This is a genomic window from Neoaquamicrobium microcysteis (assembly GCF_008180155.1).
Classification (GTDB): domain Bacteria; phylum Pseudomonadota; class Alphaproteobacteria; order Rhizobiales; family Rhizobiaceae; genus Aerobium; species Aerobium microcysteis.
Genome location: NZ_VSZS01000064.1, coordinates 282,899 through 296,347 on the forward strand (window position 1 = coordinate 282,899; position 13,449 = coordinate 296,347).

The 13,449-nt window shown below is 66.7% G+C and carries 12 protein-coding genes; 6 read left to right on the forward strand and 6 right to left on the reverse strand.

The window, feature by feature from the left end; translation table 11 throughout:
• Positions 1-10: 10 nt before the first annotated feature.
• From FY036_RS15040 to FY036_RS15060, 5 genes are read left to right on the forward strand one after another with little or no spacing between them, the layout of a single operon-like run.
• Positions 11-922: a polysaccharide deacetylase family protein gene (locus FY036_RS15040; RefSeq protein WP_148915551.1), complete on the forward strand. Its 912-nt coding sequence runs from the start codon at positions 11-13 to the stop codon at positions 920-922.
• Positions 915-2,459 carry a gamma-glutamyltransferase family protein gene (locus FY036_RS15045; RefSeq protein WP_148915552.1) on the forward strand — a complete coding sequence of 515 codons (1,545 nt, stop codon included), beginning with the start codon at positions 915-917 and terminating at the stop codon, positions 2,457-2,459. The genes FY036_RS15040 and FY036_RS15045 overlap by 8 nt, the downstream gene beginning before the upstream one ends.
• On the forward strand, positions 2,456-3,427 hold the full coding sequence (locus FY036_RS15050) for an ABC transporter ATP-binding protein (RefSeq protein WP_148915553.1): 972 nt from the start codon (positions 2,456-2,458) through the stop codon (positions 3,425-3,427). Before FY036_RS15045 ends, FY036_RS15050 begins: the two co-directional genes overlap by 4 nt.
• Positions 3,424-4,422: an ABC transporter ATP-binding protein gene (locus tag FY036_RS15055; protein ID WP_148915554.1), complete on the forward strand. Its 999-nt coding sequence runs from the start codon at positions 3,424-3,426 to the stop codon at positions 4,420-4,422. Before FY036_RS15050 ends, FY036_RS15055 begins: the two co-directional genes overlap by 4 nt.
• Positions 4,419-4,820: a RidA family protein gene (locus FY036_RS15060; protein WP_148915555.1), complete on the forward strand. Its 402-nt coding sequence runs from the start codon at positions 4,419-4,421 to the stop codon at positions 4,818-4,820. Before FY036_RS15055 ends, FY036_RS15060 begins: the two co-directional genes overlap by 4 nt.
• A gap of 6 nt (positions 4,821-4,826) precedes the next feature.
• On the opposite strand, the gene FY036_RS15065 is transcribed toward FY036_RS15060, so the two are convergent.
• The 6 genes from FY036_RS15065 to FY036_RS15090 are packed head-to-tail and all read right to left on the reverse strand — an operon-like array spanning position 4,827 to position 12,432.
• Complete coding sequence (locus FY036_RS15065) at positions 4,827-6,029, reverse strand: CaiB/BaiF CoA transferase family protein (RefSeq protein ID WP_148915556.1); 1,203 nt, start codon at positions 6,027-6,029, stop codon at positions 4,827-4,829.
• A 34-nt stretch (positions 6,030-6,063) separates the two neighbouring features.
• Positions 6,064-7,026 carry an alpha/beta hydrolase family protein gene (locus FY036_RS15070; protein ID WP_148915557.1) on the reverse strand — a complete coding sequence of 321 codons (963 nt, stop codon included), beginning with the start codon at positions 7,024-7,026 and terminating at the stop codon, positions 6,064-6,066.
• Complete coding sequence (locus FY036_RS15075; RefSeq protein ID WP_201744773.1) at positions 7,023-8,045, reverse strand: oligopeptide/dipeptide ABC transporter ATP-binding protein; 1,023 nt, start codon at positions 8,043-8,045, stop codon at positions 7,023-7,025. Before FY036_RS15075 ends, FY036_RS15070 begins: the two co-directional genes overlap by 4 nt.
• A complete protein-coding gene (locus tag FY036_RS24155) occupies positions 8,042-9,967 on the reverse strand; it encodes a dipeptide/oligopeptide/nickel ABC transporter permease/ATP-binding protein (protein ID WP_148915559.1) in 1,926 nt (641 codons plus the stop codon). The genes FY036_RS15075 and FY036_RS24155 overlap by 4 nt, the downstream gene beginning before the upstream one ends.
• Positions 9,964-10,908 carry an ABC transporter permease gene (locus FY036_RS15085; protein WP_148915560.1) on the reverse strand — a complete coding sequence of 315 codons (945 nt, stop codon included), beginning with the start codon at positions 10,906-10,908 and terminating at the stop codon, positions 9,964-9,966. The genes FY036_RS24155 and FY036_RS15085 overlap by 4 nt, the downstream gene beginning before the upstream one ends.
• Before the next feature lie 12 nt (positions 10,909-10,920).
• Positions 10,921-12,432: an ABC transporter substrate-binding protein gene (locus FY036_RS15090; protein ID WP_161601139.1), complete on the reverse strand. Its 1,512-nt coding sequence runs from the start codon at positions 12,430-12,432 to the stop codon at positions 10,921-10,923.
• Positions 12,433-12,660: 228 nt separating this feature from the next.
• Between FY036_RS15090 and FY036_RS15095 the strand changes: the two genes are divergently transcribed.
• Positions 12,661-13,449 (forward strand): GntR family transcriptional regulator, encoded by a 789-nt coding sequence (locus FY036_RS15095; protein ID WP_148915562.1) that lies wholly within the window; start codon positions 12,661-12,663, stop codon positions 13,447-13,449.

Here is a 13,449-nt window from a genome sequence, read left to right on the forward strand (position 1 = left end):
AAGGAAGACCATGACCGAACGCCTGAGCATCAAATCGCCATGGCCGGACTATGAGTGGCCGGAAGGCAAGCAGTCGGCAGCCCTCCTTTCGGTGGACGTGGACGCGGATTCTCCATTCCTTTGGTCTCTCGGCAAGGACGCGCCGCAGCGGCTTGCCACGCACGAGATTCGCCGCTTCGGGCCGCGTACCGGACTCTATCGCCTGCTCGACCTGTTCGCGCGCTACGGCTTCAAGGCCAGCTTCTACGTACCGGGATACGTCGCCGAGGCGAACCCGGAAATCCTTCCAGCCATCCTTGAAGGCGGGCACGAGATCGGCCTGCACGGCTATTTCCACGAGATCGTCTCGGAAGTCTCCGACGCCGAGTTCACCGGCGCGATCGAGGCGAGCTTCGAGCTGTTCGTGAAGCAGACCGGGCAGGAGCCGGTCGGCTTCCGCTCGCCCGCGTGGGAGTTGACGCCGCATATGCTGCGCGAGATCAGGCGGCTCGGTCTTGCCTACGATTCCTCGCTGTCGGGCTTGGACCATCCCTACGACATCGACGGCATTACCGAGCTGCCGGTGCAGTGGATGGTGGATGACGCCATCGTCTTCAAGTTCGAGGGCGGCGGTCGCGACAAGTGGCCCTATCAGTCCGGGCGCGGCGTGATCGACGACTGGATCAGGGAGTGGCGCGCGCTGCACCGCTATGGAGGGCTGTTCACGCTGACGGTGCACGACTGGATTTCCGGCCGCGCCCAGCGCATCGCACTGCTGGAAGAACTGCTCGATGCCATCAGCGCCGAGAAGGGCGTGTGGGTCGCAACCGCCCAGGAGATTGCGGCCTGGCATGCCGGCTCGGTCAACAAGGGGCGCTTCGCGGTCGAGGCTACGATCCCAGACGCGATCGCCGCGCGCCGGTTCGGACAGTCGAATGGGTGAGCACTGGATGGTGCGCAAGGGCGAGGTCCGCAGCGACGGAGGGCTGGTCGCCTGCCAGAACTGGCTTGCGGCCGAGGCGGGCGCTGGCGTGCTGTCGCGCGGCGGCAACGCCATGGATGCGGCCGTAACCACGGCGCTGACGCTGAGCGTGGTGGAGCCATGGCTGTCGGGCATCGGCGGTGGAGGGTTCTTGCTGCGCGCGGATGGCCAGACGGGCAGCGTCGATACGCTCGACTTCAACGTCAACGCCTCGCGCAACATCGACCCGGCCGATTATCCGCTGGTGGAAGGCCGCGACGGCGACTGGTTCAACTGGCCCGCCGTGAAGGACGACCGCAACCTGATCGGCTATCACTCGATATGCGTGCCGGGCGCGGTGGCTGGGCTGGCGCAGGCGCTGGAGCGTTTCGGCACGATCAGTTTCACTGAGGCTCTGCAGCCGGCTATCGAACATGCTACGCGCGGGCTGGTGGTGGACTGGTTCACCGTACTGTGCCTTGCCATCGACGCCGAGGGGCTTGGCCGCTTCCCGGCATCCGCCGAACTGTTCCTGCAGAACGGGCGCGCGCCGCGCGTGCCGGAAACAGGCAAGAGCCGCACCATTCCCATGCCGCGCAAGGCGGCGATGCTGGAGCGTCTGGCAAGCGCGGGCTGGCGGGACTTTTACGAAGGCGAGGTTGCCGCCGCCATCGTCGCCGACCTCAATGCGGGTGGTTCGCCGATCGATGCGGGCGAGATGCGCGACTATCGGCCCGTCTGGCGCGAAGCCATCGCCACGCCGTTCAGGGGCATGACCCTTCACGCCATGGGCGGGCTGTCGGGCGGGCCGACGCTCTCGGCGGCAATCGCCGAGCTGGCAACGGCGCTGCCGGAAGGCGAGCCCCTTTCCGGTCGCACGGCGCTTGCATTCGCCCGTGCGATCCGACGCGCCAGCGAACATCGCCTGCGCACGCTGGGCCATGCCAGTGGCGAAAGCTGCACGACGCATCTCAGCGTGGTCGACCGTGACGGCACGATGGTGTCGCTGACCAACACGCTCCTGTCGCGCTTCGGCTCCAAGGTGGTGCTGCCTTCGACCGACCTGCTGATGAACAACGGCATGATGTGGTTCGACCCGCGCCCCGGCCAGCCGAACTCGATCGCGCCCGGGGTTCGGCCGCTCGCCAATATGTGTCCGATGGTCGCGACGCAGGACGGCAGGCCGAGGCTGGCGCTGGGCGCGGCCGGCGGCCGCCAGATCATGCCGGCCGTCACGCAGATCCTTTCCTATGTCGCAGCCTATGGCATGCCGCTCGAAGAGGCGTTCCATGCGCCGAGGCTGGACGCAAGCGGCGTGCGCCTGCGCGTCAACCGCAAGGCGAAGCCGGATGTGGCCTCGCGGGTGGGCGACGAGTTTCCCGTCGATATCGTGGAGGATACGCTCTACCCGGTGAATTTCGCCATACCCTCGGCGGTGATGCGCGACGGCGGCGAGAATATCGGCATGGCCCACCCGCATCATCCATGGGCGGCCGTGGGGCTGGAGCGCGCGCCATGAGCCCGGTGCTGAAGGTCGACGACCTGAAGGTCACAATCGGCGGCAATGCCGTGGTGGACGGCGTGAGCTTCGAGGTCGACGCGGGCGAAATCCTGTCCGTCGTCGGCGAGTCGGGCTGCGGCAAGTCGATGACGGCCTTCGCAGTCATGGGGCTGCTGCCGAAGGCGGCGAGGCTTGCGGGCGGGCGCGTGCTGTTCGGCGACGCGGACCTCGCCACGGTTTCGGAAAAGCAGCGCCGCAGCCTGCGCGGCGACGACCTCGCCATGATATTCCAGGAGCCCGTGGCCTCGCTGAACCCGCTGATGCCGATCGGTAGGCAGATCGCCGAAAGTCTCGTTGTCCATGGCAAGGCGAAAGGCCGCGACCCGCTCAAGGCGGCAATCGGGATGCTGGAGGAAGTGGGCATTCCCGAGCCGGAAATCCGCAGCAGGCAGTATCCGTTCGAGCTTTCCGGCGGGATGTGCCAGCGCGCGATGATCGCGATGGCGCTGATCTGCCGGCCGAAGCTGCTGATCGCCGACGAGCCGACGACGGCGCTGGACGTGACCATCCAGGCGCAGATCCTCGAACTGATGAAGCGCCTGCGCGACGAGACCGGCACGGCGATCCTGCTGATAACGCACGACATGGGGGTGGTGGCCGACATGGCCGACCGGGTCGCGGTGATGTATGCCGGTCGCGTCATCGAGCAGGCCCCGGTGGACGCGATCTTCGCGCGGCAGGAGCACCCCTATACACGGCTGCTGCTTTCGACCATTCCGCGCCTCGACGGCCGGCCGAAGTCGCTGCTGCCTTCGATCGAAGGCGTGGTGCCCGACATCGGCAGCTGGCCGGTCGGCTGCCGCTTCAACCCGCGCTGCCCGCTGGCCGACCAGCCCTGCATCGAAAGACAGCCGCCGCTGGAGCCGCGCCGCGATACGGGGCTTGCCGCCTGCTGGCATAGCGACCGTGTGGAGGCGATGCTGTGAGCGAGCCGCTGCTTTCCGTCCGCGACCTGAAGGTCCACTTCCCGATCCGCGGTGGTCTGATGGGAAGGCCGGTCGGCTGGGTCAAGGCGGTGGACGGTGTGAGCCTCGACATCGCGCGCGGCGAGAGCGTCGCGCTGGTGGGCGAATCGGGCTGCGGCAAGTCCACGCTGGGGGCGGCTATTCTGGGCATGCAGAAGCCGACCAGCGGCACCATCCGCTTCGAGGATCGCGAGGTCGTGCACGGCGACGCCGCCATGCGGCATGCCCTGTCGCGCGAGCTGCAGATCGTGTTCCAGGACCCGGTTTCGGCGCTGAACCCGAAGCTCACCATCGGCGAGAGCATCGCCGAGCCGCTGGCGATCCACGGCGTGGGAACGCGCAGGGAGCGCCGCGAGCGCGTGGCCGAACTGCTGGGTCTGGTCGGGCTTCACCCCCAGCATGCCGAGCGCAAGCCGAACGCGTTTTCGGGCGGCCAGCGCCAGCGCATCGTGATCGCCCGCGCGCTGGCGTTGAACCCGCAGCTGCTGATCCTCGACGAGCCGGTCTCCGCGCTCGACGTTTCGATCCGGTCGCAAATCCTCAACCTGCTGCTCGACCTTCAGCAGCGGCTGGGTCTCTCCTACCTGTTCATCAGCCACGATCTGTCGGTGGTGCGCCATTTCGCCGACCGTGTAGCCGTGATGTATCTGGGCCATCTGGTGGAGACCGGGCCAACCGGCGACGTGTTTGCCAAGCCGGTGCATCCCTACACCGAGGCGTTGCTTTCGGCCGTGCCGCTGCCCGATCCCGTCGCCCAGCGCAACCGCAAGCGCATCGTGCTGACCGGCGATCTGCCGAGCCCGGCCAACCCCCCCAAGGGCTGCAAGTTCGTGACCCGCTGTCCGCTCGCGCAAGACATTTGCCGGCAGACGCACCCGCCGCTGGTGGAGGTTGGCGAAGGCTGGCGCGCCGCCTGCCACATCCGCGCGCCCGCAACAATCTCAGGAGGACCATGAGCACTTCCGTTTCCCGTCGTCTCGTCAACGCACCCGATGCACCGCAGACGCTGCATCGCCGCTACACCAACGCGCTGGAGGTGCGCGGGCAGGGACGCACGCTCTACATCAGCGGCCAGATCCCGGCCGATGACACCGGCAGCGCTCCGGACAATTTCGAGGCGCAGGCGCGGCTGGCATGGGGCAATGTCGAGCGCCAGCTCAAGGCGGCCGGCATGACGCTGGACGACCTCGTCAAGGTCACCGTGTTTCTTGCCAGCTACGAACTGCGCGATGTCAACGCGAGGGTGCGCTGGGACGTGATGGGCGACCGCATGGTGGCGCTGTCCACCGTGATTGCAGGCCCCTACGACCCGGCATGGAAGATCGAGATCGAAGCGATCGCGGTGGCCGACTGAAAAGGTTCAGATGATGGCGGCTTCGCTTAGCCGGCAAAGGTCGGCTTCGCTGTAGCCGATGCCTTTCAGCACCTCGCGCGTGTCGCTGCCGAGTTCCGGCGGTGCCTGCGTGGGCGCGACGACCTCGCGATTGACCTTGAAGCCCAGCGTGGGGAGGTGGATGTCTCGCGGCTGGCGATCCCAGCTCATCGCATGGGCGAAGCTGCGGGTGCGGGCCTGGCCCTCGGCGAGCACCTCGTCGAGCGAGCGCACCCTGGACGCCGGCACGCCCGCGCTGTCGAGCGCCTTTTCCCATTCGCTGGCCGTGCCCGACAGGAAAATCCCGACCAGCTCCGCGCGCAGTGCTGCGGCGTTGTCGCGTCGCGCCTCCGGTTCGCGCCAGCGCTCGTCCTCCAGAATGTCGGGCCTGCCCAAGCCGGCACACAGCGCGCGAAACTGTTTGTCGTTGTTGGCTGCCACCATGAGCAGCCCGTCGCTGGTTTCGAACGCGCCTGACGACGGGCTCTGGCTCCACGCCTCGTTGCCGGCCGGCCGGGGCATCCACCCGCTGGTGAGGTGGCTTGTCACGAGCGACGCCATCAGGAGCATGGACGTGTCGAGCATGGCCACGTCGAGATGCACCGCCTCTCCCGTCCTGCGCGTCTCGTGCAGCGCCGAGACGATGGCGAACGCGGCATTCATGCCGGTGGCGTAGTCGACATAAGGCGCGCCAACCTTCTGGGGCCCGGTGTCGACCGTTCCGGTCGTCTTCATGATGCCGCACATGCCCTGGATGACGTGGTCGTATGCGGGCCGGTGGCTGAACTCGCCGTCCTGGCCGTAGGCGGAGATCGAGCAATAGACGATGCGCGGATTGATCTCGCGAACCGTCTCGAACGGCAGGCCGAGCCTCGTGATCGCGCCCGGGCGGAAATTCTCGATGAAGACGTCGGCACTCTCGATCAGCCGCTTCATGACGGCAAGGCCCTCAGGCGTCTTCAGGTTGAGGGTCACCGACTTCTTGTTGGCATTCTGGGTGAGGTAGGCGATGCCCATGCCTTCGGCGTTGAGCTGGGCGATGTCGCCCTTGTCGCGAGACCAGTCGCCGCCGTCGGGCGTCTCGATCTTCAGCACCTCGGCACCCATCAGGCCAAGCTGGTAGGCCGCATAGGGGCCGGCAAGCACCTGCGTCAGATCGATGACACGAAGACCGGCGAGGGGCTGAAACATCAATGCGCTCCTGAGAAGAATGTGGGCATGGCGGCTACTTGCGTTTGAACAGGAGCCGGCAGTCGCCGACGCCGTCGTCTATCGCGCGCAGCCACTCGGCCGCCGGCGTGGATCGGCGAAGGTGGGCGTCGAGGAAGGCAAGCGCCATCTGCTTCACGGCCTGCTGCTGCGCCGGAACCGTGGCCTGCGTGTCGCGCTCGGTGAGACCGCCGAGGAAATGGTCGCCGTCATCGAGTACGGCGAGATATTTCGAGCCCGACGGGGCGAGTTCGTACGGCTCGGATTTCCAGCGCCAGTCGCCGCCCTTGGCGCCGCGATCCAGCGTGCCGGTGACGTTGAGCACGGGCCCGTCCATGGCGTCCCACGAGCCATCGCGCAGCCCCTGCTGGTCGCGCCCCTGCGCGCTGAGAAGCATGGCGGCCGAAAACCGCCGGTCGCGAAACTGCCGCGCCTCCCCGTCCGGCATGTCGATCTCCGCACCCGCCAGAAGCTGCGCCGTGTAGGCGCCGAAGGAGTGCCCGGCGATGGCTCCGCGCTCACCGTCGAGCCTGCCGCAGGTTGCGCCCACGATTGAAGGAAGCGCTGTCACGACCTCGTTGACCAGAGCTACACGCGCCAGCCAGCGGGCGGGGGAATGCAGGATTTCGTGCATCCGCGCCCTGATGTCCGGCATCGCCGTCCACCGCGAGAGGTCGCCCTGCGGGTCCAGCCCGAGCTGCGGCTCGCTGCGGGCCACCGCGTCTATGGCGTCGTCGAAGGTGGGATGGATGACCAGATAGCCGTGGCGCGCCCAGTATCGAGACAGCAGCGCATATTGCGACCCGCTGGAGCCGAGGCCGTGGCAGAACACGACGAAGCCCTGCGGTGCACCGCGCTCCGGCCAGCGGCAGGTCAGCGGGCGCTGGGCGGCGATCGTCCAATGGTCGGCCAGCACCTCATGCGCTTCGACCACGCCGTGACCGTCGAAATCCGAAGCGTAATACGAGCCTCCCATCATGCGGCCTTCCCCGTGCCGCTGGCGGGCAGGACCGCGGGGCGGTCCGCATGAAGAAAGCAGCTCGCCGTTCCGCCACCGTCCACCGCATAGGCCGGCGGCATCTCGGTCTGGCAGCGCGGCATGACATGCGGGCAGCGGTTCTGGTAGGGGCAGCCGGTCGTCGAGACGCGCGGCGCATCGATGGCCGGGGCGGCCTTTCGGGCGGCGCGGCGTGCGCGCTGCGCCTGCGGATCGAGGAGCGGTACGGCGTCGAGCAGCGCCTTGGTATAGGGATGCGCCGGCCGCCTGTAGACACGGTCGGAAGGGCCTTCCTCCACGATATGGCCGAGATACATCACCGCGATCCGGTCCGAGATGTGATGGACCAGCGCAAGGTCGTGGGCGATCAGCAGGTAGGCGATGCCGAGCGCGTCGCGGCGCTCGTAGAGCAGGTTGATGATCTGGTTCTGCGTCGACACGTCGAGTGCGCTGACCGGCTCGTCCAGCACGATAAGGCGGGGCTGCAGGGCAAGCGCCGAAGCGATGGCGATGCGCTGGCGCTGGCCGCCCGAAAACTGGTGCGGGTGCCTTTCCAGGTGCTCCCGCGAGAGCGACACGAGCTCCAGCAGTTCGACCGCGCGTTGGCGCCGTTCGCTGCGACCCATCGTGGTGTGTACCCGAAGCGGCTCGGTGACGATTTCTTCCACCGTCATGGACGGATTGAGCGAGGAATAGGGGTCCTGGAAGACGGCCTGTATCTGCTTGCGCACGTTGGACGGATAGCGCGTGCCCATCCCGGCGAGGTCTTCATCGCCGAAGCGCATCGAGCCGCCGGCGGCCGGCACCAGACCCAGAACCGTGTTGGCGATGGACGATTTGCCGGAACCCGATTCCCCCACGAGCCCGAGCGTTTCGCCGGGGCGTATGGAGAGGTTCGCACCCTTTACCGCATGAAACGGCCTGCCCGACAGGCCCAGGAGCGAGCGGCCCCAATAGGTGACCCACAAATCGTTGATCTCGAGGAGGGGTCTGTCCGTCACGATGCACGCTCCAGCTGGAGTTCATCGGCCCGAATGCATCGCACCAGCCTGTCGGTGCCGGTGAGAGGAACACGCGCCTCGCAGGCCGCGATCCGGAAATCACACCGGTTGGAGAAGCGGCAGCCTGTCGGCCACGATCCCGGCCGAGGCACGTTGCCGCGAATGGTGGGTAGGGGCGGGTTGCGGTCGGACGCGTGCGGCATCGCCGAAAGCAGGCCGCGCGTGTAGGGATGGCGGGGGCTGGCAAACAGCGCGCCGACCTCGGCAGTCTCTACCATCTCGCCGGCATACATGACGCTGATGCGGTCGCAGATGTCGGCGGCCACCGCGAGGTCGTGGGTGACGAACAGGATCGCCATGCCGAACTCGTCCTGAAGGTCGCGGAAGAGATCGAGGATCTCCTGCTGCACCGTCACGTCGAGCGCGGTGGTCGGCTCGTCTGCGATCAGCAGCGAGGGGTTGCAGCTGAGCGCGCGCGCGATTGCGATTCGCTGCGCCATGCCGCCCGAAAGCTCGTGCGGATAGGCGCGCGCCCGCTCCTCCGGGCGCGGGATGCCGACGCGGTCGATCAGTTCGACCACGCGCGCCCAGGCCTGTTTCTGAGACAGGCCCTGCCGGGTGCGAAGCACCTCGGCGATCTGGCTGCCGACCGTGAAGGCGGGATTGAGGCTGGTGGTGGGATCCTGAAACACCATCGCCACCTCGTTGCCGCGCACCTGCTCGATCTGCCTGCGCGAAAGCGTGCGCAGATCCTTGCCGTTGAGCACGATGGAGCCTTGCGTCGTGCGCAGCCCGGCGCTCATCAGGCCGAGTATGGCAAGGCCGGTCATCGTCTTGCCGCTGCCCGATTCGCCCACAAGCCCCATCGTCTCACCGCGCGAGATGCCGAACGACAGGTCGGTGATGACCGGCACGCCGGCTCCCTCGCCGACAACGACCCGCAGGCCTTCCACGCGCAACACCTCGTCCTCGCGCGGCGGGAGGGGGTTCGCGGCAGCGCCGGCGGCCGGCACGTCGGTATCGGTGGATGCGGTTGCCGTTTCCGATCTAGGGCCGACGGCGATGCCGCGCCCGATCGAATCACGAATGACGTCGCCGAGCAGATTGACGGACAGAACCGTGACGATGATCGCCAGGCCGGGAGGGATCGCTAGGAACCAGTTCAGATCCATATAGGCGGCAGCGGTGTTGAGCATCGTGCCCCAGCTGGCGTTCGGCGGCTGGACACCGAGCCCGATGAAGCTGAGTCCGGCTTCGGCGAGCAGCACCGCGCCAACCGTCAGCGTCACCTGCACGATCAGCGGAGGCGCGATGTTGGGGAGGATGTGGCGCAGCAGGATGCGGCTGTCGGGCGCGCCCACGACGCGGGCGGAGCGGACGTAGACCTCCTCGCGCTCGGCAAGCACGACGCCGCGCGCCAGCCGCAGGAAGGACGTGGAGAACAGAATGCCGAGCGCGATCATCGCACGGTGAAGGCCCGGACCGAGCAGCGCGATGATGACGATGGCGACCATGATGCCCGGGATCGAGACGATCGCCTCGACCATGCGCATCACCACCCAGTCCCACCAGCCGCCCTTGTAGCCGATGAAGAGGCCCAGCGGCACGCCGAGGATGATCGCGATGGCCGTGGCCTCGGCGGCTGCGATGATGGCGATGCGGCAGCCGTAGATGAGGCGGCTGAGCACGTCTCGGCCGAGATCGTCGGTGCCGAGCCAATGCTGGGCCGAAGGGCCTTGCAGGGCCTTGATGAGGTTCTGCTGCAGCGGGTTGTAGGGCGCCAGCCAGTCCGCGAAGATCGCGAGCAGCGCAAGCAGGACGAGCACCGACACTGTCGTGACGGTGATGACCGACGTCGCGTTGAGCCGCCAGCGAAAGCGGCGCGGCACGGGCCGGATATGTGATGCGGAGCTGGGGTTCACGAGGGACGCGCTTTGGGGTTGAGAAGTCCGTAGATCACGTCGGTGGCGAGCTGCACGACGACGACGAGAGCGACCATGACCAGCACGAGCCCCTGAAGCATGGGAATGTCCTGCTGGCGCACGGCGGTGATGGCGAGGGTGCCGAGCCCGTTGATCGCGAAGACCTGCTCGACGATCAGCGCGCCGCCGAGCAGCACGGTGATCTGGAAGGACAGCACGGCGACCACCGGTATCATCGCGTTGGTGAGCGCGTGTCGGAAGATAACGCGGCGCGTGGAGAGCCCCTGCGCGCGGGCGGCACGGATATAATCCTGCTGCAGCACGCCGACCATGGCAGAGCGGACCTGCCTTGCGATGGCAGCGCTGGAGGAAAGGCCGAGCGCGATCGACGGCAGGGTTACGCTGCGCAGCCACTCCCACGGCGAGGTCGAGATCGGGGTGAAGCCCGTGGCCGGAAACCAGCGCAGGCTGACGGCGAAGACGGCGACGAGGATGAGGCCGAACCAGAAATTGGGGATCGCCTGCCCGATCGTCGCGCCCAGCGTGGCGAAGCGGTCGACCCACGAACGCGGGCGTAGCGCAGCTGCGATGCCGGCCGCCACGCCCACGATGATCGCTATCAGTGCCGAGACGAACGTCAGCGACAGCGTGACGGGAAGCCGCTGCATCACGGCGCTCGTGACGCTGACGCTGTTGAAGAATGAGGTGCCGAGGTCGCCCTGCGCGGCTCGCCCGAGCCACTGGAAGTAGCGTACGACCACGGGTTCGTTCAGGCCCAGCCGCTCACGCAGCATTTCGTGCTGTTCCTGCGTGCCGGTGTCGCCGAGGATCAGATCGACCGGGTCGCTCGGGAGCAGCGACGTAAACGAGAACGTCAGCACCGAGACGATGAGCAGCAGGGGTACCAGCGCGAGAAGCCGGTGAGCGATGAGCCTGAACATGGGTATCCGCCGTCAGTCGTTCGCAACGAGCCCGCGAAGATTGATCGAGTCCTCACCGTAGCGATAGACGACGGAAGGATTGTTCGCGGTCTTCTCGCTGACGCCGAACAGGATCGGCGCATTGGTGACGAAGATCAGGAACGCCTCGTCGGCGAGCTGTGCGGCCATCTTCTTGTAGGCGGGTGCGCGCTCCTCGCTCTCGACGGAGTTGAGCCCCTCCTCGGCCAGCGCCAGAAGCTCGTCGCTCGGCTTCGCCTTGAACGGGTTGTAGGCCGCATCCTCGTAGATGTAGCGCAGCGCCACGAACTTCGGATCGGTGATGGTGTTCCAGACGAGGTTGGTGGCGGGGAAGTCGGTCGTGCGGCTGCGGCGCGCCAGCGTGCCCGGCTCCAGCGGCACGATGTTCATCGTGATGCCGATCTCCTGGAAGAACCCGGCCAGCGCCTCCAGACGCGACTGGTAGATGGGGATCGACGGCATGTCGAAGGTGAAGCCTTCCGGGAACCCGGACTGCGCCATCAGTTCGCGGGCCTTGTCGAGATCGTATTCGTACACGCCCTCGAGCGACGGATCGTAGGCCCAGTCGCCCTGGCCGTAGGGCTGGAACGACTTGACCGCAAGACCGAACTGGATCGCCTGGTTGAAGGCGTCGCGATCGATGGCGAGCGCCATCGCCTTGCGCACCAGCGGATCGGCGAAGGCGGGTACGACTGTGCCTTCGCGGTCGGAGATGATGACGTGATAGTTGAGGCCGCCATTGTGGCGGATGAGCTCGAGGTCTGGCGCGCGGTCGATGATCGCGGCCTGAGCGTTGGACAGCCAGTTGCCGGCGTCGATCTGCCCGGTGCGCAGCGAGTTCAGGCGGGCGGTGTCGTCGGGGATTTCCCAGACCTCGTAGCGGGCGAGACCGATCTTGTCCTTGTCCCAGTAGGTCGGGTTCGGCGTGTAGACGCGCACCTCGCCCTCGCGCGATTCCGACGCATTGTAGACATAGGGGCCGGTGCCGACCGGGTTGCGGTCCACTGCGGGATCGTCGAGCGCGGCCGGCGCGATCATCATGCCGCCGGTGTAGCACAGGCTGTTGATGATCGCCGGGTCGGGTTCCTTGAGCTTGATGCGCAGCGTGTACTCGTTGGCGGCCTCGGCGCTCTCCACCGTCCTCAGGCCCTCGATCACGTCGAGCTTGATGCCGCGGTTGATGTTCGCGGCCGCAGCCTCGGCGTTGAAGGCTTCGCCGTTGCTGAAGCTGACGCCCTCGCGAAGCGTGATTGTGACGTCGAGCCCGTCTACCTCGTAGCCGGTTGCGAGCAGGGGCACGTTCTCGCCGTCGGGACCTTTCTCGAACAGCGATTCATAGACCGGCCGCAAGAAAGGGACGCCACTGCCGCTCTGCTGCTGCGGGTCCATGGTGATGAGCTTTACCTGTTCGGCATACCTGAACGTGCCCGCCTCCTGCGCCCACGCCTGCCCTGCGGCAAGCGCCAGCGCGCACGACATCAATGATCCTGCAATCCACCGTCTCATATCGGCCCTCCCAGCCTGAGTGTGTGGCCGCGGCATCCTAGCCGGGGCCGGTTTCCTCCCACAACCGGAACAGGTTCGATTGTGATATAGTTCTAGCACTTTATCATTATCGTGCTATAGCCACAAACGGTTTTTTCATGCATGCGGGCAAATCGGCGAGGATTGCCTCGGGCGAGCGGCATGCAGTAACGAGAGTGCACGGGCCCGTGCTGAAAGGATGTCACGCTGTTGTCGAACGCTGCCGAACACAAGCAGATGCTGCGGGAGGACGGTACGCCCTATTACGTCCAGCTGGCCGCCATCATCCGCAGGCAGATCGCCGACGACACCTGGCTGGTAGGCGACAGGCTGCCCACACTCAAGCAGATGGTCGCAAGCTTCGGCGTCTCGCCGATGACCGTGCGCCACGCACTGGCCGGGCTGGAGAAGGAAGGCCTCATCAGCGCCGAGCGGGGACGGGGAACCTTCGTGACGGCTAAACCCGATATGCCGCCATCCGTGCCTTACGGCCTGACGCGATCGCCGTCGCATCCGGGCAGCGAGCTGAGCTTCCGCGTCATTGCCTCGCGGCCGGCCGAGGGCGAACTGAGGATCGCGCCAGAGGACGGCGAGCCGCTCGAACACTACCGCTACATGAAGCGCATCTTCGCGCGCCACGGTGCGCCCTTCATCGTCGGCGAATATCTCGTGGCCGACAGCGCCTACCGCGCTATCCCCGAGAACCTCTGGGCCACGCAACTCATCAGCACGCTGCTCTACGATACCAAGGCGGTGGGGCTGACCAAGGTGCGCCAGACGTTTCGCGTCGTATCGTCCATGCCGCAGGAAGCGGCCGAACTCGACATAAGGGTGCACGACCCCGTGGTGCGGGTGCGCCGCATCTTCCAGAACGCGCGCAAGGAGGTGATCTGCCTCGCGCAGCTCGTCTACCGCACCGACGGGGTCGTCTTCGACATCAACATCGACATCGACGACCGCAACCGCCTGCTGGAACTGGGCGGCTTCCCGGAGTCGTGA

Coding starts and splice junctions, on each gene's coding strand:
- FY036_RS15040 (WP_148915551.1), top strand. CDS start 11: ATGACCGAACGCCTGAGCATCAAATCGCCATGGCCGGACTATGAGTGG.
- FY036_RS15045 (WP_148915552.1), top strand. CDS start 915: ATGGGTGAGCACTGGATGGTGCGCAAGGGCGAGGTCCGCAGCGACGGA.
- FY036_RS15050 (WP_148915553.1), top strand. CDS start 2,456: ATGAGCCCGGTGCTGAAGGTCGACGACCTGAAGGTCACAATCGGCGGC.
- FY036_RS15060 (WP_148915555.1), top strand. CDS start 4,419: ATGAGCACTTCCGTTTCCCGTCGTCTCGTCAACGCACCCGATGCACCG.
- FY036_RS15065 (WP_148915556.1), bottom strand. CDS start 6,029: ATGTTTCAGCCCCTCGCCGGTCTTCGTGTCATCGATCTGACGCAGGTG.
- FY036_RS15070 (WP_148915557.1), bottom strand. CDS start 7,026: ATGATGGGAGGCTCGTATTACGCTTCGGATTTCGACGGTCACGGCGTG.
- FY036_RS15085 (WP_148915560.1), bottom strand. CDS start 10,908: ATGTTCAGGCTCATCGCTCACCGGCTTCTCGCGCTGGTACCCCTGCTG.
- FY036_RS15090 (WP_161601139.1), bottom strand. CDS start 12,432: ATGAGACGGTGGATTGCAGGATCATTGATGTCGTGCGCGCTGGCGCTT.